The organism is Cupriavidus sp. 01T418, from assembly GCF_056398885.1.
In genome coordinates this window covers 80,137-100,712 of the sequence record NZ_JBFTQG010000010.1, presented here as the reverse complement: position 1 = coordinate 100,712, position 20,576 = coordinate 80,137, and the positions used below count along the sequence as shown (strand labels likewise).

19 protein-coding genes and 1 tRNA gene are annotated in these 20,576 nt (G+C 66.0%); 6 read left to right on the top strand and 14 right to left on the bottom strand.

From position 1 onward, the window contains the following. Positions 1-12 precede the first annotated feature (12 nt). Entirely contained in the window at positions 13-1,422 is a 1,410-nt protein-coding gene (locus tag AC1DQ3_RS13550; RefSeq protein WP_477120702.1) for a LutB/LldF family L-lactate oxidation iron-sulfur protein, read from the top strand. Continuing rightward, positions 1,419-1,697: a hypothetical protein gene (locus AC1DQ3_RS13545; protein WP_477120701.1), complete on the top strand. Its 279-nt coding sequence runs from the start codon at positions 1,419-1,421 to the stop codon at positions 1,695-1,697. Before AC1DQ3_RS13550 ends, AC1DQ3_RS13545 begins: the two co-directional genes overlap by 4 nt. 76 nt (positions 1,698-1,773) lie before the next feature. On the opposite strand, the gene AC1DQ3_RS13540 is transcribed toward AC1DQ3_RS13545, so the two are convergent. From AC1DQ3_RS13540 to AC1DQ3_RS13475, 14 genes are all read right to left on the bottom strand, one after another. Beyond that, on the bottom strand, positions 1,774-2,568 hold the full coding sequence (locus AC1DQ3_RS13540) for an ABC transporter ATP-binding protein (protein WP_477120700.1): 795 nt from the start codon (positions 2,566-2,568) through the stop codon (positions 1,774-1,776). Between the two features lies 1 nt (position 2,569). After that, positions 2,570-3,466, bottom strand: coding sequence for an ABC transporter permease (locus tag AC1DQ3_RS13535; protein ID WP_477120699.1), 897 nt, complete (start codon positions 3,464-3,466; stop codon positions 2,570-2,572). A 151-nt stretch (positions 3,467-3,617) separates the two neighbouring features. Further along, positions 3,618-4,589: an ABC transporter substrate-binding protein gene (locus tag AC1DQ3_RS13530; RefSeq protein ID WP_477120698.1), complete on the bottom strand. Its 972-nt coding sequence runs from the start codon at positions 4,587-4,589 to the stop codon at positions 3,618-3,620. 232 nt (positions 4,590-4,821) lie between these two features. Further along, positions 4,822-5,856, bottom strand: a complete 1,035-nt coding sequence (locus tag AC1DQ3_RS13525) for a quinone-dependent dihydroorotate dehydrogenase (RefSeq protein WP_477120697.1) — start codon at positions 5,854-5,856, stop codon at positions 4,822-4,824. Positions 5,857-5,973: 117 nt separating this feature from the next. Beyond that, positions 5,974-6,783: an arginyltransferase gene (locus AC1DQ3_RS13520; RefSeq protein WP_477120696.1), complete on the bottom strand. Its 810-nt coding sequence runs from the start codon at positions 6,781-6,783 to the stop codon at positions 5,974-5,976. Between the two features lie 91 nt (positions 6,784-6,874). Then, positions 6,875-7,621: a leucyl/phenylalanyl-tRNA--protein transferase gene (aat, locus tag AC1DQ3_RS13515; RefSeq protein ID WP_477120695.1), complete on the bottom strand. Its 747-nt coding sequence runs from the start codon at positions 7,619-7,621 to the stop codon at positions 6,875-6,877. A gap of 28 nt (positions 7,622-7,649) precedes the next feature. Then, positions 7,650-8,234, bottom strand: coding sequence for an NUDIX hydrolase (locus AC1DQ3_RS13510; protein WP_477120694.1), 585 nt, complete (start codon positions 8,232-8,234; stop codon positions 7,650-7,652). A 214-nt stretch (positions 8,235-8,448) separates the two neighbouring features. Further along, positions 8,449-8,524, bottom strand: a tRNA-Met gene (locus AC1DQ3_RS13505). A 123-nt stretch (positions 8,525-8,647) separates the two neighbouring features. Further along, positions 8,648-9,400: an RES family NAD+ phosphorylase gene (locus AC1DQ3_RS13500; protein ID WP_477120693.1), complete on the bottom strand. Its 753-nt coding sequence runs from the start codon at positions 9,398-9,400 to the stop codon at positions 8,648-8,650. Beyond that, a complete protein-coding gene (locus AC1DQ3_RS13495) occupies positions 9,360-9,749 on the bottom strand; it encodes an antitoxin Xre/MbcA/ParS toxin-binding domain-containing protein (protein ID WP_477120692.1) in 390 nt (129 codons plus the stop codon). Before AC1DQ3_RS13495 ends, AC1DQ3_RS13500 begins: the two co-directional genes overlap by 41 nt. A gap of 161 nt (positions 9,750-9,910) precedes the next feature. Then, complete coding sequence (gene boxA, locus AC1DQ3_RS13490) at positions 9,911-11,146, bottom strand: benzoyl-CoA 2,3-epoxidase subunit BoxA (protein WP_477120691.1); 1,236 nt, start codon at positions 11,144-11,146, stop codon at positions 9,911-9,913. A gap of 87 nt (positions 11,147-11,233) precedes the next feature. Then, positions 11,234-12,658: a benzoyl-CoA 2,3-epoxidase subunit BoxB gene (gene boxB, locus AC1DQ3_RS13485; RefSeq protein WP_477120690.1), complete on the bottom strand. Its 1,425-nt coding sequence runs from the start codon at positions 12,656-12,658 to the stop codon at positions 11,234-11,236. 73 nt (positions 12,659-12,731) lie between these two features. Beyond that, complete coding sequence (boxC, locus tag AC1DQ3_RS13480; RefSeq protein WP_477120689.1) at positions 12,732-14,414, bottom strand: 2,3-epoxybenzoyl-CoA dihydrolase; 1,683 nt, start codon at positions 14,412-14,414, stop codon at positions 12,732-12,734. Positions 14,415-14,542: 128 nt separating this feature from the next. Beyond that, on the bottom strand, positions 14,543-15,481 hold the full coding sequence (locus tag AC1DQ3_RS13475; protein WP_477120688.1) for a helix-turn-helix transcriptional regulator: 939 nt from the start codon (positions 15,479-15,481) through the stop codon (positions 14,543-14,545). Between the two features lie 222 nt (positions 15,482-15,703). Here AC1DQ3_RS13475 and AC1DQ3_RS13470 point away from each other — a divergent pair, with 222 nt between their 5' ends. The 4 genes from AC1DQ3_RS13470 (at position 15,704) to AC1DQ3_RS13455 (ending at position 20,574) form a co-directional block, all read left to right on the top strand. Beyond that, positions 15,704-17,353, top strand: a complete 1,650-nt coding sequence (locus AC1DQ3_RS13470) for a benzoate-CoA ligase family protein (protein ID WP_477120687.1) — start codon at positions 15,704-15,706, stop codon at positions 17,351-17,353. Positions 17,354-17,427: 74 nt separating this feature from the next. Further along, on the top strand, positions 17,428-18,243 hold the full coding sequence (locus tag AC1DQ3_RS13465) for an alpha/beta fold hydrolase (protein WP_477120686.1): 816 nt from the start codon (positions 17,428-17,430) through the stop codon (positions 18,241-18,243). Positions 18,244-18,388: 145 nt separating this feature from the next. Next, on the top strand, positions 18,389-19,570 hold the full coding sequence (locus tag AC1DQ3_RS13460) for an ABC transporter substrate-binding protein (protein ID WP_477120685.1): 1,182 nt from the start codon (positions 18,389-18,391) through the stop codon (positions 19,568-19,570). Between the two features lie 137 nt (positions 19,571-19,707). Further along, positions 19,708-20,574, top strand: a complete 867-nt coding sequence (locus AC1DQ3_RS13455; RefSeq protein WP_477120684.1) for a branched-chain amino acid ABC transporter permease — start codon at positions 19,708-19,710, stop codon at positions 20,572-20,574. Positions 20,575-20,576 lie beyond the last annotated feature (2 nt).

Sequence of the window (20,576 nt, the reverse complement as noted above, 5' to 3'; positions counted from 1 at the left end):
GAGATCCCCGCTATGCAAGTTCGCAGCATGGAATTCAAGGCGCGCGCGGGCCAGAAGCTGGCCGACCAGCGCCTGCAGCAGAACCTCAAGAAGCTCTCCACCAAGTTCGTCACGGCGCGCGCAGATGCCATCCGCGACATCGATTTCGATGCCACCCGCGAGGCGCTCAAGGAGCGCCGCGATCGCGCGCTGCAGAATCTCGACGTCTGGCTGGCCACCTTCGAGGAAAACGCCACGCGCCGCGGCGCCACCGTGCTGTTTGCCGAAACCACCGCCGATGCCGCGCGGCTGGTCGCGGAGATCGCGCAGAAGCATGGCGTCAGGAAGGTCATCAAGAGCAAGTCGATGGTGACCGAGGAAATGCGCCTGAACCAGGTGCTTGGCGAGATGGGCGTGCAAAGCATCGAGACCGATCTCGGCGAGTACATCCTGCAGATCAACGATGCCGAACCGCCGTCGCACATCATTGCCCCGGTGGTGCACAAGGACAAGGAAGAGATCGCGGATCTCTTCGCCAGGGTGCACCACAAGCCGCGCCTGACCGATATCCCCGCGATGACGCGCGAGGCGCGCGAAGTGCTGCGGCCGGAATTCCTGTCGGCCGACATGGGCGTCACCGGCGGCAACTTCATCATCGCCGAGACCGGCTCGGTGGCGGTGGTCACCAACGAAGGCAACGAGGGCATGTGCACGGTGCTGCCGCGCGTGCACGTAGCCGTGACCGGCATCGAGAAGGTGCTGCCAACCCTGGAAGACCTTGCCACGGTGATGCGGCTGCTGCCGCGCTCGGCCACCGGCCAGGCGATCTCGAATTACTTCTCGCTGCTGACCGGCCCGCGCGCCGAGGGCGAGCGCGACGGCCCCGAGCATATGTATTTCGTGCTGGTCGATGGCGGGCGCAGCGGATTGATCGGCGGCGACTTCCAGGAGATGCTCCGCTGCATCCGCTGCGGCGCCTGCATGAACCATTGCCCGGTGTACCAGAAGATCGGCGGCCATGCCTATGGCTGGGTCTATCCGGGCCCGATGGGTAGCGTGCTGACACCGAGCTACGTGGGCCTGGCCAACGCGCTGGACCTGCCGCAGGCGGCCACGCTGTGCGGCGAATGCAACCGCGTGTGCCCGGCGTCGATCCCGCTCTCGGACCTGCTGCGCAAGCTGCGCGAGAAGCAGATGGAACGCGGCCTGCGTCCCTGGCAGGAGCGGCTCGGGCTGCAGGTGTGGGGCTATGTCGCGCGCCGCCCGGGGTTGTACGCCTTCGCCACCCGTGTCGGCGCGCGCCTGCTGGCGCGCATGGGCGGCAGCAGCAAATTGATTGCAAGCCTGCCGATGGCCGGCCGCGGCTGGACCGAGACCCGCGACTTGCCGGCGCCGAGCGGACGGACGTTCCGCGAACTCTACAAGGAAAGGAGGGCCCGATGATGGCCACAACGACCGGCAACGCACCTGCGCTGGCGACCATGCGCACCGCGCTTGAACAACATATCGGCGGCCAGGTCGCCGCCGCGGGCCTGGTGCGCAGCTGGCGCGAGGCTGCCCCGGCCCTGGTATTGCCACCCATGTACGGGCAGGCAATGGAAGAATTGCTGCGCCGGCTGGAAATGTCGGCGGTGTTTGCGCAGGATAGCTGCTCGTTCTCGGGTTCGGCGGTGACCGATCAGCTCAAGCGCTGGCTGGACAAGGCGGCCACGGCCTGAACGCAGCCGGTCCGGAAAGCGGAAAGGCCCCCGCTCGGCGGGGGCCTTTCCGCTTTCTGCATGGCTGAACCGAAGCTCAGCCTAACAGCAATGCGTCATCATCCAGCTGCTCATGACGCGTCTGCTCGAACATGCGCAGCAGGTCCGGCACATCGAGGCCGGCACGCTGTTCGCCAGACACGTCCAGCACCACCTGGCCCTGGTGCAGCATCACCGTGCGCTGGCCGTAGTCCAGTGCCTGGCGCATGCTGTGCGTGACCATCATGGTGGTGAGCCTGGCTTCCTCCACGATCTTGGCGGTCAGTTCCAGCACGAAGGCAGCCGTCTTCGGGTCGAGCGCGGCGGTGTGCTCATCCAGCAGCAGGATACGCGAGGGCTGCAGCGAGGCCATCAGCAGGCTCACCGCCTGGCGCTGGCCGCCCGAGAGCAGGCCGATGCGGTCGGTCAGGCGGTTTTCCAGGCCCAGGTTCAGCAGCCGCAGCTTGTCGCGGAACAGCTCGCGCGAGGGCTTGTTCAGCGCGGCGCGAAAGCCCCGGCGGCTGCCGCGCGCCATGGCCAGTGCCATGTTCTCCTCGATGGTCAGCGCCTCGCAGGTGCCCGCCATCGGGTCCTGGAACACGCGGGCCACCAGCGGGGCGCGGTCCCAGGCCGGCTTGCGTGTCACATCGACGTCGTCGATGGTGATGCGCCCCGTATCCACCATCTGGTCGCCGCTGATGGCGTTGAGGAAGGTCGACTTGCCCGCGCCATTGGAACCGATCACGGCCACGAACTGGCCGGTCGGGATATCCAGGCTAAGACCACGCAGGGCGCGTGTCTCGATCGGGGTGCCGGGATTGAAGGTGAGTTTCAGGTCTTGTGCGCGCAGCATCTCAGGCACCTCCGTTCTTGCGGCCGAACAGCTTCTTGCGGGTTCCGGGCAGCACCAGTGCGCCGGTGACCAGGACTGCGGTGACCAGGTTCAGATCCTGCGCCTTGAGACCGATGAACTCGCTGTTGAGCGCCAGCGCGATAAAGAATCGGTACAGGATGGCACCCAGCACCACAGCCAGCGTGGTGTACACCAGCCGGCGCGCCGGCAGGATGCTCTCGCCGATGATCACTGCGGCCAGGCCGATCACGATGGTGCCGATGCCCATGGAAATGTCGGAGCCGCCCTGGGTCTGCGCGAACAGCGCGCCCGCGAGCGCCACCAGGCCGTTGGACAGCGCCATGCCGGCCAGCGTGGCGCGGCCCGTGGCGATGCCCTGCGAACGCGCCATGCGCGGGTTGGCGCCGGTGGCGCGCATGGCCAGCCCGAGTTGCGAGGAGAAGAACCAGTCCAGGCCGAGCTTGGCCACCACCACCACGATCAGCAGCAGGGCGGGGCGCAGCAGGTAGTCGGGCAGCCAGTCGGGCTGCAGGATGGTGAAGATGGTCGATTCGGTGATCAGCGGCACATTGGGCTTGCCCATGATGCGCAGGTTGACCGAGTACAGCGCGATCATCATCAGGATACTGGCCAGCAGGTCCATGATCTTGAGGCGCACATTGAGCCAGCCGGTGATGAAGCCGGCAAGGGCGCCCGCCACGATCGCCAGCGCGGTGGCGATGAAGGGATCCTGGCCGGAAGCGATCAGCGTGGCTGCCACGGCGCCGCCCAGCGGGAAGCTGCCGTCGACGGTCAGATCGGGGAAGTTGAGGATGCGGAAGGAGATCAGCACCCCCAGGGCGACGAGGCTGAAGATCAGGCCGATCTCCAGGGCGCCCATCAGGGAAAAGAGGGACATGGGGGAATCCAGTTGCTATTTCCGGCACGGAAGGCCGGATCAGAAACGCCTGGCGCGCTGCCCGGGTGGGGCGGCGCGGCGCAGGCGTTCCGGTGCGGGCCCGGATAGAGCCACCTGCGCGCGAGCGCGCAGGGTCAGCGTGCCGTGTTGATTACTTGATGACGGTCTTCGCTTCCTTGATCAGCTCGGGCGACAGCGTCACGCCTTGCTTCTCGGCCGCGCCGGTGTTCACGAACAGTTCCAGCTTGTCGCTGGTTTCCGAGGCGATCGCGCCGGGCTTCTCGCCCTTCAGGATACGCACCACCACCTTGCCGGTCTGGTGGCCGAGGTCACCATAGTTGATGCCGAGCGCGGCAATGGCGCCACGCTTGACGCTGTCGGTATCGGCCGCGATCAGCGGGATCTTCGACTCGTTGGCGACCTTGACCAGTGCTTCGTACGCCGACACCACGTTGTTGTCGGTGTTGGTGTAGATCACGTCGACCTTGCCGACCAGGCTCTTGGCGGCGGCGCCGATGTCGACCGTACGCGGTGCGGCGGCTTCCTTCAGCGTCAGGCCTTCCTTGGACAGCATTGCCTTCAGTTCCTTGACCACCACCACCGAGTTGGCTTCACCCGGGTTGTAGACCATGCCGACCGTCTTGGCCTTGGGCACCACGCGCTTGATCAGGGCGACCTGGCGGTCCAGCGGCAGCTTGTCCGATACGCCGGTCACATTGGTGCCCGATGCGCCCCAGCTCTTGACCAGCTGGGCGGCGACCGGGTCGGTCACGCCGGAGTACACCACCGGCACCGACTTGGTGGCGGCCACTACCGCCTGTGCCGACGGCGTGGCGATGGCGACGATCACATTGGGCTGGTCGCCGACGAACTTGCGGGCGATCTGCGCGGCGGTGCCGGTATTGCCCTGTGCGCTCTGGTATTCCCACTTCAGATTCTTGTCGGCGTCAAAGCCGGCGCTCTTCAGTTCGTTGCGCACGCCATCGCGGATGGCGTCGAGCGCGGGATGGTCGACGATCGAGAGCACCTTGACCGTCTGGGCCTGCACGGCGCCGCCGTACAGCAGCGCGAGGGCTACGGCGCTGCCCAGGATGGTCTTGGTCGATGTCTTGAGACACTTCATAGTACGGATCTCCCCCGGAGTGGGTTCTGGGTAATCAGCCGCTCTTGGTTTTTTACGATTGGGTCCGCAGTCCTGCCCGGCGGCGCGTGGCGCCGGCCGGCCGGTCCGTTGCGCAAGCGACACACCAGGCGGCAGGCAGGCGGTCGCCGGAACGCAGCGGATACGACGGCGATAAGGTCGCGAGGATACCACTCCGAGGCCCGATTTGCCCTGTTTTGCCACGAAACGCGCCTCAGGCGCGCAGCGCGGCGGCGCATTCCTTGACCAGCGCCGGCCCGCGGTAGATCAGCCCGCTGTACACCTGCACCAGTTGCGCGCCAGCCGTGATCTTGGCTTTCGCATCGGCGCCGCTGAAGATGCCGCCCACGCCCACGATGGGCACCGCATCCCCGACCGCCTCGCGCAAGCCCTTGACGACCTGCGTGGACGACTCGAACACCGGCCGCCCCGACAGCCCGCCAGCTTCCTCGCCGTGCGGCAGCCCCTTGACCGCGTCGCGGGCGATGGTGGTGTTGGTGGCGATCACGCCATCGATGCGGTGGCGCACCAGCGCGTCGCCGATATTGCGGATCTGGTCGGCGTCGAGATCCGGCGCGATCTTGAGCGCGAGCGGCACGTAGCGCTTGTGCCGGTCAGCCAGGCGTTGCTGCGCGTCCTTGAGTGTCGAGAGCAGGCTGTCGAGTTCGCTCGCGCCCTGCAGCTGCCGCAGGTTCTTTGTGTTCGGCGACGAGATATTGACCGTGACGTAGCTGGCGTGCGGGTAGACCCGCTCCAGGCAGTGGAGATAGTCATCCACTGCGCGCTCGATCGGCGTATCGGCGTTCTTGCCGATGTTCAGGCCCAGCACGCCGCCTTCGGCCTTCCAGCGCGAGGCTTTGACGTTGGCGATAAACGCATCCACGCCCCCGTTGTTGAAGCCCATGCGGTTGATCAGCGCATCCGCCTGCGGCAGGCGGAACATGCGCGGACGCGGGTTGCCCGGCTGCGCCCGCGGCGTCACCGTGCCCACTTCGATAAAGCCGAAGCCGAACGCTGCCAGCCCGTCGATATAGGCGCCATCCTTGTCGAGCCCCGCGGCCAGGCCCACGGGATTGGGGAACCGCACGCCCATCACCGTGCGCGGGTCGTCGGCGATGGTGTTGCCGATGCAGCCCGCCAGCCCCAGGCGCTTGGCGCGCAGCAGGCTGTTGAGGGTGAAATGGTGGGCGTCCTCCGCATCCATCGAGAACAGGGCGGGGCGAAACAGGGGATAGAGCGCGTTCAGCACGGGGAATCAGCTTGAAGTCGGGGCCAGGGCGGCATTGTAACGGTTGGGCCGCAAGCGCAGTTAACGCCGCCCGGCTCCCGCTGGCTCGCACCGCGCTCGGCGGTGATTGTCCGGCGCTTACTCGCCGGACTGCGGCGGAACGATGGGTACGGCGGCAGGAGAGATAGCCGCGACCGGCTCGCGCGGCGAATCGAAGGCGCGCCACTGGTTGGCGATCAGCACCTGCAGCGGCTGATAGCGCGCCTTATAGGCCATCTTGCGGCTATCGGCGATCCAGTAACCCAGGTACAGGTGCGGCAGGGCGAGTTCGCGCGCCTGCCGGATCTGCCACAGGATGTTGTAGGTGCCATAGCTGGCCTTGACTTCCAGTGGGTCGTAGAAGGTATAGACCGAGGACAGCCCGTCGTCGAGCACGTCGATCATGCTGACCATGCGCAGGCGGCCGGCCTGCGGCGAGCCCGGCGGCTCGCGGAATTCGACCAGGCGCGAGTTGACCCGGCTTTGCAGCAGGAACTGCTCGTACTGGTCGCGGCTGTCCTGGTCCATGCCGCCGCCGGCATGGCGCATCGACTGGTACAGCAGATACAGCGAGTAATGCTCTTCGACGTAGGTCAGCGGCGCCACCAGGGCCTGCAGGCTCTCGTGCTGGCGCCAGGCCCGGCGCTGGCTGCGGTCGGGCTGGAACTGGCTCACCACCACGCGGCAGGGCGTGCAGGCGTGGCATTCATCGCAATAGGGCCGGTAGGTAAAGATGCCGCTGCGCCGGAACCCGGCGCGCACCAGCCGCGAATAGACGTCGGCATTGATCAGGTGAGCGGGCGTGGCCACCTGCGAGCGCGCCATGCGGCCATCAAGGTAGCTGCAAGCGTAGGGCGCCGTAGCGTAGAACTGCAGCGCGGAAAGGGGTAGTTCCTTTAGCTTGCTCATGTGTCGGCAACGGCCAGGGATAAAACAGCGGCGCAAGGAAACCGACGGCGCGCGGACCGGACTTCGCGGCAGGTGGTCGACGGCGTGGGTCCTATGCCGGATCCTGAGCCTGCGTCCATCGCTGCAGCACCGTCTTGTCAAAGCGCCACGGCACGATCTCCGGCTGGCGGGTGGCGATGCGGATATGGGCCGCAAACTCCGCACGCGGAATCGGACTCGCCCCGAGCGAAGCCAGATGATCGGTTTCCTGCTGGCAGTCTATCATCGCCACGTCGTGGCTGCCGAGGAACGCGCACAGCGCGGCCAAGGCAATCTTGGACGCATCCGTGCGCCTCGCGAACATGGATTCGCCGTAGAACATGCGCCCGAGCGCCACGCCATACAGGCCGCCCGCGCGCTCACCGCGATACCAGCTTTCCACGCAATGGGCCATGCCGTTACGGTGCAGCGCGCCATAGGCGGCGATGATGTCTTCGGTGATCCATGTGCCATGCTGGCCGTCGCGCGGGGTCAGGGCGCAGGCCTGCATCACGGCGACAAAGTCGTCGTCGACACGGATTTCCCAGTCGGGATCGCGCAGCACGCGCTTGAGGGTCTTGCGGAACGTGGCGGAAACCCGCAGTGCCTGCGGCGCCAGCACCATGCGCGGATCGGTGCTCCACCACAGCACCGGCTGGCCTTCGGCATACCAGGGAAAGATGCCTTGCCGGTAAGCCAGCAGCAGGCGCTGTGCCGACAACTCGCGGCTGGCCGCCAGCAGGCCGGGCGCGTCGGACCCCGGGCCGAGCGCACGCTCGACCGGCGGGAACGGATCATGCGGATCCAGCCAGGTGATCATGCGGGGGTGGCGGGCAATGCGCCCGTGTTCAGGGTTCGACCGTGGCCCGGCTGGTCAGCGGGCGCATCGGCTTGTCGATATCCAGGCTGTGCAGGCGGAAGCTGCCGTCGGCCAGTCGTCCCGCTGCGCGGTCGGCGAAGAAGCAGCGCAGCGAGTGGATCACGGTGGGGAAGGCCAGTTCGTCCCAGGGCACATCGGCTTCCTCGACGAGCTTCACCTCCAGGCTCTCCTCGCCCGCCGAGATATCGAGATCCTCCAGCGTGGCCAGGTAGAACAGATGCACCTGATGCACATGCGGCACATTCAGGATGGAGAACAGTTCCCCAACCTTGACCCGGGCACCGGCTTCCTCGAGCGTCTCGCGCGCGGCCCCCTGGGCGGTGGTTTCGCCGATCTCCATGAAGCCGGCGGGCAACGTCCAGAAGCCGTAGCGCGGCTCGATGGCGCGCTTGCACAGCAGGACCTTGTCCTCCCACACGGGAATGGTGCCGACGACATTGCGCGGGTTGACGTAGTGGATGGTGCTGCAGTTGTCGCACACTGAACGCAGGCGCGAGTCGCCTTCAGGGATGCGCAGCACGACCGCATGGCCGCAGTTCGAGCAGAATTTCATGAGGGGGCGTCCGGGGGGAATGGCGAAAGTGTAGCACCGCCGATGCGGGCTGCCGGGGGCGGGATGCGAGTTTGGGAATGGTCAGCGGGGACGGGTGGCGGCGATGTAGAGAGTCCGGCGCCCTGAAAACAAAAAACGCCCGGGCAGGGCGTTAGTTCGTTTTGCGTTCGAAAACTTCGAAAGCCGATTCCGATTGCATCGGTCTGCATGGCTTTGGTTGCGGGGGCAGGACTTGAACCTGCGACCTTCGGGTTATGAGCCCGACGAGCTGCCAACTGCTCCACCCCGCGTCCGTCGAAGAAAAAGATTATAAGGCAATTCTTTTCGTGGTGCAACAGCTAATTGCGCGGCAGCAAGCAAGCGCGCAAGAGCGTGCTTCGATATCGCACGCAACCGCAACGGCGCACCGCCACTCACCCCTTGCCGGACGCGTCCGTGCTGCGCTGCCATGCACTGGTCGCAAACTGGAAACTGTCGCGCTGCAGCAGGTCGTCGCGCTGCCAGATGACGCGGTCGGGGCGCACGGTCAGCATCCAGGTGGCGGTCACGCGCGGGTTGGGTTCGGCAAAGGCGCGCGGCGTCAGCAGCGCGGCGTAAGGGCCGTGTTGCGGGTCGCGCGTGGAGGAGTAGCGGATCATGCCCAGGCCCGCTTCACGCGCCACCCGGGCCAGTGCCTGGCATGCGTCGTAGCGGTCGGGATCGGTCCACTGTGCCGCATCCTCCACGAAGGGTGGGGTGTCGAGCGCGATGCCTTCGGTGCGAACGCTGACCTGGAACAGCGTGTGCGGCCGGGCATCGATGCGCGGCAGCGCCGGGCTGTCGAGCAGGAAGCGCCAGCGCCAGTAGCCAAGTTCGGCACAGGCGGTACGGATATCGTAGGCGCCATAGAACACGCCGGGATCCTGTTCGGCGCGAAAGCGCGAACCCCATGACGACGGCGGGTAGCGGAACGGCGTGAACAGCAGGTAATGGAGACGGCGCGCCTCGGCGGGTACGGCGGGCTTGCCGGCGTCGAGCACGGCTTCCAGCACGGCCTGCTCTTCCAGGCTGTCCACCAGCGGCATGGTCGAGACCACGTGCTGGGCTTCCACAGCGCGCCAGAGCGTGAGCGCAAACGCCTTGCGCTCAGACGCGACCGCGGGTGGCATCCAGATAGTGAACGACACGTACCAGGCCCTCGGTTGTGCGGATCAGGTCGAGCGGCTTGCCGCCCAACGCCAGGTTTTCATTGGCAAGCCAGAGACGGGCCTGGTCGCTGTGTCCGAGGATGGTGTCGAGAGAGCGGAACAGCCGCACGAACAGCACGCCGAATTCCCATTCCTTGCGATGCGCATCGAGCACATAGCCACCGGATGCCATGCGGGATACCGAGGCCGTGCTGATGCCCAGCACATTGGCCACGCCCGCCTGGCTGATGCCGAGAAAGCCGGCGGCACGCATCACCGCCTTGGTGAGTGTGGTACCGGGGTCTGGGCTGCCGGCAGGAAGATGCTCGGGAACATGCCTGGGTTGCATCGCCTCGCTCCTGTTTCTTCAGAAACACTATAGGCGGTTCGTTTCGTAAGGGAAGTACTAAACAATACTAAACAACGCCGTATCTGTAGAGTTTGGTGGCTTCGGCCGCGGCAAGTTCTCGGGAAATGCTGTATGTCCCTGGCCCAGGGCGAGCAGGCCTCCTAATAGGTCTCGATGTGGAGCCGTCCTTCCGCCTTCATGCGGGTTTCCAGTTCGGCCCAGGACAGTCCCGCCTCCGCGCAGACTTGTCCGAATGCGGCCAGCACGCCGTCTTCCATGCCCTTGAGGCCGCAGATATAGACATGGCCGTGCGGGTCGTTCAACAAGCGTGCCACGCTTGCGCCGGCGTCGCGAATGGCGTCCTGCACATAGCGGCGCGGCTGTCCGGCGTCGCGCGAGAAAGCGAAGTGGATATCGAGGAAGTCTGGCGGCAGCTTCATCAGCGGGCCGAAGTAGGGCAGCTCCCGCGCGTTGCGCGCGCCGAAGAACAGCATGCGCTGCCCGGCGAACTGGTCCAGGTTGCGCCGCATGCGTTCGGTCATGGCGCGCATTGGCGCCGAGCCGGTGCCGGTGCAGATCATCATCATGCTGGCTTCGCGGTGGTTCGGCATCAGGAAGGTGCTGCCGAACGGGCCGACCACGCGCACTGCGTCCCCGCGCGCGAGGTCGCACAGGAAGTTGGATGCCACGCCGCGCACCGGCTGCCCCGCATGATCCTGCTCGACCCGCTTCACGGTCAGCGCGACGTTGTTGTAGCCCGGCCGTTCGCCGTCGCGCGGGCTGGCGATCGAGTACATGCGGATGTAGTGCGGCTTGCCCGCCGCGTCGGTGCCCGGCGGCACGATGCCGATGGCCTGGCCTTCCAGCAACGGGAAGAAGTGCTGCCCGAAATCCAGCACGATGTGGTGGACGTCGCTCGACGCGTCGTCGGCTGTCAGGCGGTAGTTGCCGGCCACGGTGGCCGTGACGGGAGCGCGCAAGCCGTGCAGGCCGACGTAGGGGTGCGCGGCCGACCAGGGCGCCCTGGGCGAGGTATGCCGGCTGGTTTCCACCTGTTGCGCCTGCGGTTCCCGTGCGCCGTCCGGCGCGGCCGGTTCGGTTTGGCTTTCGATCCCGGCGGCTGCCGGTAATGGCGCGGCAGCAGGAAGTTCATCCCACAGCAATTGCGCCTCGATGGGGTAGGCCGCGCTTTTCAGCACCGTGCGCCAGTTGTCGATGGCGCCGGTCGGGCACGGCGACAGGCAGGCGCCGCAGCCGTTGCATACGTCGGCCTTGACCACATAGTTGCGGTCATCGTGGGTGATAGCGCCAATCGGGCAGGTGTCTTCGCAGGTGTTGCAGCGAATGCAGATTTCAGGGTCGATCAGGTGCTGCTTGATGACGTCGGGGGCGCCCATCTCGTGGTCTCCTTGGCGCGCGGGCGGTCTGTTGCCGCCGCTGCGCGGAACGTTGCCGGTGGGTCAGTTGGTGGGTCAGTTGATGGCTCAATTGAAGCGCACGTATTCAAAATCCATGGGCTGGCGGTTGACGCCGACCATCGGCGGCGCGATCCAGCTGGCGTACTTGCCGGGCTCCGTGACGCGGCCCATCAGCGAGGCAACGAAGGCGCGGTCTTCTTGCGTCGCCAGCCAGTCGCGTTCGCTGGCCTGCCATTGGGCTTCGGTAAGCAATTGGCCGGTGGGCGAGACATGGACATTGGCAAAGCTGCCAATCTTGCGGTTGAACGCCTTGTGCGGCACCGTCATGCGGAAGTCGATGCCGTGCTTTTCAATCACCTTGTTCCAGCGCGACACACCGCCGATGGAGTCCTTGATGTAGTCGTCGCGCAGCACCTCGTTGAGTGCGTTGAGCATGGGGACCTCGCGCTCGCCGAGGCGCCCGTCCTGGATTTCGAGGATGCGGTACACGTCGCCCTTGAGCACGTGGTCGTCGTTGCGCTTGCCTTCCTCGAAGCGGCCCTTGAGTCCGGCGCTATAGAAGATGGCGGCGTTGGACGACTGATCCGCGCCGAACAGGTCGATGGTCACGCTGTAGTGGAAGTTGAGATAGCGCTGGATGGTTTCGAGATCGATCACGCCCGCGGCGCGGACCTCGGCCGGATCGCGGATATCGCGCTCGCGCATCACTTCGCAGGTGCGCTGGATCACGCGGGACACGCCGGATTCGCCCACGAACATATGGTGGGCTTCCTCGGTGAGCATGAAGCGCGTGGTGCGCGCCAGGGGATCGAAACTGGATTCGGCCAGCGCGCACAGCTGGAACTTGCCGTCGCGGTCGGTGAAGTACGTGAACATGAAGAAGGCCAGCCAGTCGGGCGTGCGCTCGTTGAAGGCGCCAAGGATGCGGGGATTGTCCTCGTCGCCGGAGCGCCGGCCGAGCAAGGCTTCGGCTTCTTCGCGCCCGTCACGGCCAAAGTGGCGGTGCAGCAGGTAGACCATGGCCCACAGGTGGCGGCCTTCCTCCACATTGACCTGGAAGAGGTTGCGCAGGTCGTACAGCGAGGGGCATGTCATGCCGAGATGGCGCTGCTGTTCCACCGACGCCGGTTCGGTGTCGCCCTGGGTGACAATGATACGGCGCAGATTGGCGCGATGCTCCCCCGGCACTTCCTGCCAGGCTGCCTCGCCCTTGTGCTCGCCGAAATGGATCAGGCGCGCGGGATCCGCAGGCTGCAGGAAGATGCCCCAGCGGTAGTCCGGCATCTTGACGTGATCGAAGTGAGCCCAGCCGGAAGGATCGACCGACACCGCAGTGCGCAGGTAGACATCGTGCTGGTGCGAGCCTTCTGGCCCCATATCGCGCCACCAGTCGAGAAAGGCGGGTTGCCAGTGCTCCAACGCGCGCTGGAGCGCGCGGTCATCCGACAGGTTGACGTTGTTGGGGATCTTCTGGCTGTAGTCGATGCTCACGGGGTGTCTCCCTGTTTTCTTTTCATTTGTGTTGTCGAGCCTGCCTTTGTCTTTGTCTATGCTATATGCCGCTTCAGACCCGATCCCAGTCGAAGCGGGTTTTGTTGCCCGAACCGAACACCTTGAGCGCGCCGTGCTCGCCAATCGCGTTCGGCCGGTTGAAGATCCAGTTCTGCCAGGCGGTGAGGCGGCCGAAGATGCGGGTCTCCATGGTTTCCGCCGGCCCGAAGCGCAGGTTCGCCTCAAGCCCGGTCAGCGCATCCGGCGACAGGCTTGCCCGTTCCTCGATGGCGATGCGGATTTCGTCTTCCCAGTCGATATCGTCGGGGATGGCGGTGACCAGCGCCAGTGAAGCGGCGCTGATGGCATCGAGCGGCGCGCCGGCATGGTCCTGCACGGCACGGATCGCAGCCTCGTCCTGGTAGAAGCGCGCGGCCAGCCGCGTCAGTCCGTTGACCATCGGGTAGCGGCCGAAGTTGGCGGTGCTGGCGAACACGCGCGGGGCATCGTCAGGCGCATCGGGCAGGTGCAGCATATAGCTGCGGTCGGCGGCCAGCGCGAGTTCCAGCAGGGTCCCGGCAAAGCAGGAGTCCGGCTCGATCAGGGCAAACAGCGTGCGCGAGGAAATCTCCAGGCGTGCCAGCGTGCGCCGCAGCATGCCAATGGTCTCGCGCACGAACCAGTGGCCGGCATGCGCATCCAGCAGCGCGTCCATGGCCAGCACCTGGAGCGGGTCGCCCTCGGTCTTGAGAATCCAGATGCCGATGTCGAGGTGGTTGGCGCGCAGCGTGAGGATGGCGTCGTCGAGTTCGCGCGCCATCTTCAGCGGCCACCAGTCGGCGCCGGCAGCCAGGATCTGGGCCAGCGTCTGCGGCTGCTGCTTGCGGGGGCCGAATACGGTGAGCGTTGCCTTGCGCGCGGCCGGGTCCAGGTGCACCTGGACGGTGTCGTAGCGGTAGCCATGCGCATCCTGGCTGCGCGACAGCGGCGTGAGCCTGACGCCCGGCTGATCCGCGGGTCGGTCGCTGTCAGCGGCAAGCGCCAGGGCGCGCTGCTGCACGTGCTCGGCGAAGCGCGCCGGCTTGACCACGGCATCGACCAGCTTCCATTCGAACGCCCGCTGCCCGCGCACGCCCTCGGTTGTGGTGCAGAAGATGTCGGCATGATCGCGCCGCACGCGACGCTTGTCGGTGAGGCGCGTCAGTCCGCCGGTGCCCGGCAGCACGCCGAGCAGTGGCACTTCGGGCAGGCTGACGGCGGAAGACCGGTCATCGACCAGCACGATTTCGTCGCAGGCCAGGGCGAGTTCATAGCCGCCGCCGGCGGTGGTGCCGTTGCAGGCCGCGATGAATTTCAGGCCGGAATAGCGGCTGGCGTCCTCGATGCCGTTGCGGGTTTCGTTGGTGAACTTGCAGAAATTCACCTTCCACGCGTGGGACGACTTGCCAAGCATGAAGATATTGGCGCCCGAGCAGAAGATACGCTCCTTGGCGCTGGTGAGGACCACGGTGCGCACTTCGGGGTGCTCGAAGCGGATGCGCTGCAGGGCATCGTGCAGTTCGATATCCACGCCGAGGTCATAGGAGTTCAACTTGAGCGCATAGCCGGGACGCAGGCCGCCGTCCTCGTCGACATCCATGGACAGCGTGGCCACCGGGCCGTCATACGTCAGCTTCCAGTGGCGGTATTGCGCGGGGTCGCGCTCGAAGGTGACGGAGGCATGCGAACTGGCGGAAGGAACGGCCGGGGCGGACATTGTGGTCTCCTTTATGCACTATATTGTCGATCGTTCTCTGCGATGAAATATAGTGCGCAAAGCGGGGCGGCGCAATCCTTGCGATAACATTCAGTCCGCGTCGGGCATCCCGGGCAAGTCCGCGCAGCTCAGGCTTCCGGCATGCGAAGCTTGGCCCGCAGGGCCTGCAGCGAGGTGTTGGGATCCTGGCCGCTGGTGTCGATTGTCACATCGGCGCGCGCGTAGAGCGGGGTGCGCGCCTGCAGGATGCGGCGCAAATCGTCCATGGCTTCGCGGTTGCCTTCCATCGGGCGCATATCGCCTTGCGCCACTACCCGTGCCATATGTTCCTCAGGCGAGGTCTTTACCCAGACCGTGTAGCAACGCGCCAGCAGCAGGCTGAAGGTGGATGGCTCGGAGACCAGGCTGCCGGGCGTGGCCAGCACCATGCGGTCGTGTTCGCGCAGCACGCGTTCGAGCGCGCGCATCTCGTAGCGGCGGTAGGCCGCCTGTCCATACAGGGAGTGAATCTCGGCCAGGCTGGCGCCGGCTTCCTGCTCGATGACGCCGTTCAGTTCGACGAAGGGCACTTCCATCGCCGCTGCCAGCGCCCGCCCGAGCGTGGACTTGCCCGCGCCACGCAGCCCGATCAGGGTGATGCGGCGGTGACGCGCGTCATGGGACGTGGATGGTGCCAGCGCATGGTGGCAGGCCTCGCGCACGCGTGCCAGGTCGCCGGCGGGCAGTTGCGCCAGCCATTGCACCAGTTGGGAGAATTCGGAAGCCGGCAGGCCACCTGGAGCGTGCTGCGTTTCCATCTCCGCCAGCACCACCGGCAGGGGCACGTCCAGCGCCCTCGCTACCTGCCGCAGCAGCAGCACGGAAGCGTTGCCGGTGCCGGTTTCCAGATTGGCGAGATAGCGCTCGGAAACCTCCGCGCCGCGCGCCAGGTCCTTGCGCGACATGCCGCGCGCCGCGCGCAGCGAGCGAATGCGCTCGCCGAGTTGCGTCAGGTAGGGATCGCGCTCGCCGGCAGGGCGGGCATCGGAGGGGTCTGGGGCCAGCAAGGGGTCAGGGTCGCGGCGCATGACGGTTGCGAGTCAATGAGACCCGGACGACATCCGGATCGGGGTTGCGATTATAAGGGACGGCACACTTGTGTCATATAGTGCATTACTCTGCTTGCATAATAGTTGATATGCAATAAAATGCATCCACAAAAGAAAACAAAAAAAGAGAAGACACAACAAAACCTGACTCCGTTTCCCACGGCCATGCGTGACTGGGGGACGGCATCGAGGAGTGGAGACATGACGCCCCCAGTAGCATCCCGGTCCCCGGCGGCCGATGCGGCCTTGCCGGCGGCTGCCGTTGCGGTGTTGCCAGCCCGGTACAACGCGGCCGCGGACCTGCTGACGCGCAACCTCGGCGCAGGCCGCGACGGCAAGACCGCCTACGTGGACGATGCCGGCACGCTCAGCTTCGCCGCGCTTGACGAGCGCTGCCGGTGCTTCGCCGCCGCGCTGCTGACGTCGGGCGTGCGCCCGGAGGAACGCCTGCTGCTGTGCGCTCTCGACACCATCGATTTCCCCACGGTCTTCCTCGGCTGCCTGCTGGCAGGCGTGGTGCCCGTGGCGGTCAACACGCTGCTGACCGTCGACGACTACGCCTATATGCTGGAGCACAGCGGCGCGCGCGCGGTCGTGGTGTCGGCACCGCTGGCCAGCGCGATGCGCGAGGCCATCGGCAAGGCGGGCACCAACCCCGCGCTGATACTGGCGGGGCCCGATGACGCTGCCGCCGGCCCGGCGCCCAGCGTGGCCGGGATGGCCGGGCAGGGCGCACAGTTGGAAAGCGCCGCCGCCACGCGGCCGGATGACATTGCCTTCTGGCTCTATTCGTCCGGCTCCACGGGGCGCCCGAAGGGCACCGTGCACACGCATGGCAACCTGTTCCATACCGCCGATCTCTATGCGCGCCAGGTGCTCGGCCTGCGTGAAGACGACGTGGTTTTCTCCGCGGCGAAACTGTTCTTCGCCTATGGCCTGGGCAACGCGCTGACCTTCCCGCTTGCGGTGGGCGCGACCACGGTGCTGATGGCCGAGCGCCCCACGCCGCAGGCCGTATTCCGCCGCTTGCGCGAGCACCGGCCCACGGTTTTTTGCGGCGTGCCGACGCTCTACGCGGGCATGCTGGCGGCCAGCGACCTGCCCGCGCGGCCGGACGTCTCCCTGCGGGTTTGCACCTCGGCGGGAGAAGCGCTGCCCAAGGATATCGGTGACCGTTTCCAGGCGCATTTCGGCTGCGACATTCTCGATGGCATAGGCTCCACGGAGATGCTGCACATCTTTCTCTCGAACCGTCCCGGCGACGTGCGCTATGGCACCACCGGCAAGCCGGTGCCCGGCTATACGCTGAAATTGCTGGACGAAGCGGGCCAGCCCTGCGCGCCGGGCGAGATCGGCGACCTCTTCATCAAGGGTCCGAGCGCCGCGCTGATGTACTGGGGGAACCGCGACAAGAGCCGCGACACCTTCGTCGGCGAGTGGACCCGCAGCGGCGACAAGTACCTGCAGGATGCACAAGGCTATTTCATCTACGCCGGGCGCAGCGACGATATGCTCAAGGTGGGCGGCATCCATGTCTCGCCATTCGAGGTCGAGGCCGTGCTGGCACTGCACCCCGCCGTTCTGGAGGCCGCGGTGATCGGCGTGGCCGATGCGCACGGACTGGTCAAGCCCAAAGGCTTCGTGGTGATGCGCCCCGGCCACTCATGGCACGATGGCATGGCCGCGGAACTGCAGGCCTTCGTCAAGTCGCGCCTGGCACCCTACAAATACCCGCGCCAGGTCGAGTGCGTGGCCGAGCTGCCGAAGACGGCCACCGGCAAGATACAGCGTTTTCGCTTGCGCCAGCGCGAGGAGGCCGCGCTGGCTGCGGACGGAAAACCAACGGCATAAGTCAGGTCATAGGCAAGGTCACAAGCAAAGTCATAGGCAAAGTCATAGGCAAAGTCACAAGCAAGGGCAGAGGCATGCAAAGCGAGTTGGTGGAAATTCCTTTCGACGGCCGCCGTATCCAGGTGGAAGTGAAGTGGCTGCGGCCGGACCGGCAGGAGCGCCCGCTGGTGGTCTTCCTGCACGAAGGGCTCGGTTCAATCAGCATGTGGCGCGACTATCCCGCCGCGCTGTGCGAGGCAGGTGACTTTCGGGGGCTGGTGCTGTCACGCTATGGCTATGGCCGCTCCACGCCGCGTCCTGCCGCGGAAAAGTGGGGCGTCGACTTCATGCACCGGCAGGCGCGCGAGGCCTTGCCGGCGCTGTTCGAGGCGCTCGAGATCGGGCCCGGCCGCCGCCGCGGCATGCCCTGGCTGTTCGGCCACAGCGATGGCGGCTCGATCGCGCTGATCCACGCCGCCGCATTCCCGCAGGCCGTCGACGGGATCACCGTGCTGGCGCCCCACATCATGGTGGAGGACGTATCGGTGACCAGCATCCAGGCCACCCGCGAAACCTATCTGCAGACCGATCTGCGCGACAAGCTGGCGCGCCATCACGACGACGTGGAATCCGCCTTCTGGGGCTGGAACGACATCTGGCTCGACCCCGCCTTCCGCGCCTTCGACCTGCGCCCCTTGCTGCCGCAATTGCGTTGCCCCGTGCTTGCCGTGCAGGGTGAGGACGACGAGTACGGCACCATGGCACAGATCGAGGGTATCCATCGATATGCGCCACAAACCGTCCTGCTTAAACTCCCGCGGTGCGGCCACTCGCCACACCGCGACCAGCCAGGACCGTTGACGGATGCGGCAGTCCGGTTTATAACGGCGCATACTTCATACCTAAAATAATTTCGCGCCCGCTGCGCGCCAGCCTGCATTTCCAGCGATTCCGGCAGTTCGCGATGTGCGCGATGGCCGCGAGTGGCAGGGAACCCCGCGGGCCGGCGATGACGGCCCAGGCGACGGAAGTCGGCTTGACCACCAGGAGACATCCATGCATCGCTTCACATCGCGCGGGCTGGCCCCCGCATGCCTTGCCATCGCCGCATCCTTCGCCTTCGCCGCGGGCGCCAGTGCCCAAAGCACCGGCAAGATCAAGGTCGGCTTCATGCTGCCCTATACGGGCACTTATGCCTCGCTGGGCAATGCCATCGAGAACGGCTTCAGGATGTACGTGCAGGAGCAGGGCGGCAAGCTGGGCGGCCGCGAGATCGAGTACTTCAAGGTGGACGACGAATCCGATCCCGCCAAGGCGCCGGAGAATGCCACCAAGCTGATCAAGCGCGACCAGGTCGATGTGGTGGTGGGCACGGTGCACTCGGGCGTGCAGATGGGCATCGTCAAGGTGGCCAAGGAAAACAACACGCTGCTGATCATTCCCAATGCCGGCGTCGATGAGGCCACGGGCCCGCTGTGCGGCCCCAACATCTTCCGTTCCTCGTTCTCGAACTGGCAGCCGGGCTATGCCATGGGCCACGTGCTGGCCGAACGCGGCATGAAGAAGGTGGTCACGCTGACGTGGAAGTATGCCGCCGGGGAGCAGTCGGTCAAGGGCTTCAAGGAAGCCTTCGAAGCCAAGGGCGGCAAGGTGGTGAAGGAGTTGAGCCTGCCGTTCCCGAATGTCGAATTCCAGGCGCTGATTACCGAAGTGGCGTCGATCAAGCCCGATGCGGTGTTCGTATTCTTTGCCGGCGGCGGTGCCGTCAAGTTCGTCAAGGACTGGGCCGCGGCGGGCCTCAAGGACAAGATTCCGCTCTACGCCTCCGGCTTCCTGACCGACGGCACGCTGGAGGCGCAGGGCAACGCGTCCCAGGGCCTGGAAACCACGCTGCACTATGCCGATGGCTTGCCCAACCCGCGCGACAAGAGCTTCCGCCTGGGTTACGCCAAGGCCTACAAGCTGCAGCCGGACGTGTACGCCGTGCAGGGCTACGACGCCGCCCAGTTGCTGGCCGCCGGCGCCGGCGCGGTGAAGGGCGACATGAGCAGGAAGGCCGAAGTCATCAAGGCGATGGAGCAGGTCAAGGTCGACAGCCCGCGCGGTGCCTTCACGCTGTCCAAGGCGCACAACCCCGTGCAGGATTTCTACCTGCGCAAGGTCGATGGCCGCGAGAACAAGGTCGGTGGGGTCGCCGTGAAGGCGCTGGCCGATCCGGCGCGCGGCTGCCGTCTGTGATCGGTTGAACGCCGTGGCCCGGTGCCGCTCATGCGGCGCCCGGCCGAAGTCCGGCCCGCCACCGCGCGCCCCGTCCGGGGCGGCAGCGCAGGGGCCGCATACCGCAACCGAGTTGCCGCTTTGCCGCATGGATATCCATGGATATCGTTTCCTTCTTCATACAGTGCCTTAACAGCATCCAGTACGGCTTGCTGCTCTTCCTCGTGGCGAGCGGCCTGACGCTGATCTTCGGCATCATGGGCGTGATCAATCTCGCCCATGGCAGCTTCTACATGCTGGGCGCCTACCTGGCCTTCACGCTGGCCGGGCTGACCGGCAACCTGCTGCTCGCCATCCCGCTGGGCATCGTGCTGGCGGTGGCGTTCGGCTATGTGCTGGAGTGGGTGTTCTTCAGCTATCTCTACGAGCGCGAGCATCTGCAGCAGGTGCTGATGACCTACGGCCTCATCCTGGTGTTCGAAGAGATGCGCAGCATCCTGGTAGGTGACGATGTGCACGGCGTGACGGTGCCGGCCATGCTCGACTGGGCGCTGCCGATCGGCAACGACATGACCTATCCGGTCTACCGCCTGTTTATCTCCGCGATCTGCCTGCTGGTGGCCGCGGCGATGTACCTGGTGATCCGCCGCACCCGGCTGGGCATGATGATCCGCGCCGGCGCCACCAACCGCGAGATGGTGCAGTCGCTGGGCATCAACGTCACGGTGCTGTACCGCTTCGTGTTCGCCCTCGGGGTGGCGCTGGCGGTGCTGGCCGGCATGATCGCCGCGCCGGTGTCCTCGGTCTATCCCGGCATGGGCGGCCAGGTGTTGATCGTGTGCTTCGTGGTGGTGGTGATCGGCGGCATCGGTTCGGTCAAGGGAGCCATGGTGGCCTCGTTGCTGCTGGGTTTCGTCGACACCTTCGGCAAGGTGTTCTGGCAGGAGGCCTCAGGCGTGCTGATCTACCTTCTGATGGCACTCATCCTGCTCTGGAAACCCCAGGGCTTGTTCAAGGCGGGCTAACG

Bases quoted from the DNA above. Each gene is read 5' to 3' on its own strand.
- boxC (WP_477120689.1), bottom strand. From the start codon at position 14,414: ATGTCCGCCCCGGCCGTTCCTTCCGCCAGTTCGCATGCCTCCGTCACC.
- AC1DQ3_RS13535 (WP_477120699.1), bottom strand. From the start codon at position 3,466: ATGTCCCTCTTTTCCCTGATGGGCGCCCTGGAGATCGGCCTGATCTTC.
- AC1DQ3_RS13465 (WP_477120686.1), top strand. From the start codon at position 17,428: ATGCAAAGCGAGTTGGTGGAAATTCCTTTCGACGGCCGCCGTATCCAG.
- AC1DQ3_RS13495 (WP_477120692.1), bottom strand. From the start codon at position 9,749: ATGCAACCCAGGCATGTTCCCGAGCATCTTCCTGCCGGCAGCCCAGAC.
- AC1DQ3_RS13475 (WP_477120688.1), bottom strand. From the start codon at position 15,481: ATGCGCCGCGACCCTGACCCCTTGCTGGCCCCAGACCCCTCCGATGCC.
- AC1DQ3_RS13470 (WP_477120687.1), top strand. From the start codon at position 15,704: ATGACGCCCCCAGTAGCATCCCGGTCCCCGGCGGCCGATGCGGCCTTG.
- AC1DQ3_RS13550 (WP_477120702.1), top strand. From the start codon at position 13: ATGCAAGTTCGCAGCATGGAATTCAAGGCGCGCGCGGGCCAGAAGCTG.
- aat (WP_477120695.1), bottom strand. From the start codon at position 7,621: ATGATCACCTGGCTGGATCCGCATGATCCGTTCCCGCCGGTCGAGCGT.
- AC1DQ3_RS13455 (WP_477120684.1), top strand. From the start codon at position 19,708: ATGGATATCGTTTCCTTCTTCATACAGTGCCTTAACAGCATCCAGTAC.
- AC1DQ3_RS13510 (WP_477120694.1), bottom strand. From the start codon at position 8,234: ATGAAATTCTGCTCGAACTGCGGCCATGCGGTCGTGCTGCGCATCCCT.
- AC1DQ3_RS13460 (WP_477120685.1), top strand. From the start codon at position 18,389: ATGCATCGCTTCACATCGCGCGGGCTGGCCCCCGCATGCCTTGCCATC.
- boxA (WP_477120691.1), bottom strand. From the start codon at position 11,146: ATGGGCGCCCCCGACGTCATCAAGCAGCACCTGATCGACCCTGAAATC.
- AC1DQ3_RS13530 (WP_477120698.1), bottom strand. From the start codon at position 4,589: ATGAAGTGTCTCAAGACATCGACCAAGACCATCCTGGGCAGCGCCGTA.
- AC1DQ3_RS13520 (WP_477120696.1), bottom strand. From the start codon at position 6,783: ATGAGCAAGCTAAAGGAACTACCCCTTTCCGCGCTGCAGTTCTACGCT.
- AC1DQ3_RS13540 (WP_477120700.1), bottom strand. From the start codon at position 2,568: ATGCTGCGCGCACAAGACCTGAAACTCACCTTCAATCCCGGCACCCCG.
- AC1DQ3_RS13545 (WP_477120701.1), top strand. From the start codon at position 1,419: ATGATGGCCACAACGACCGGCAACGCACCTGCGCTGGCGACCATGCGC.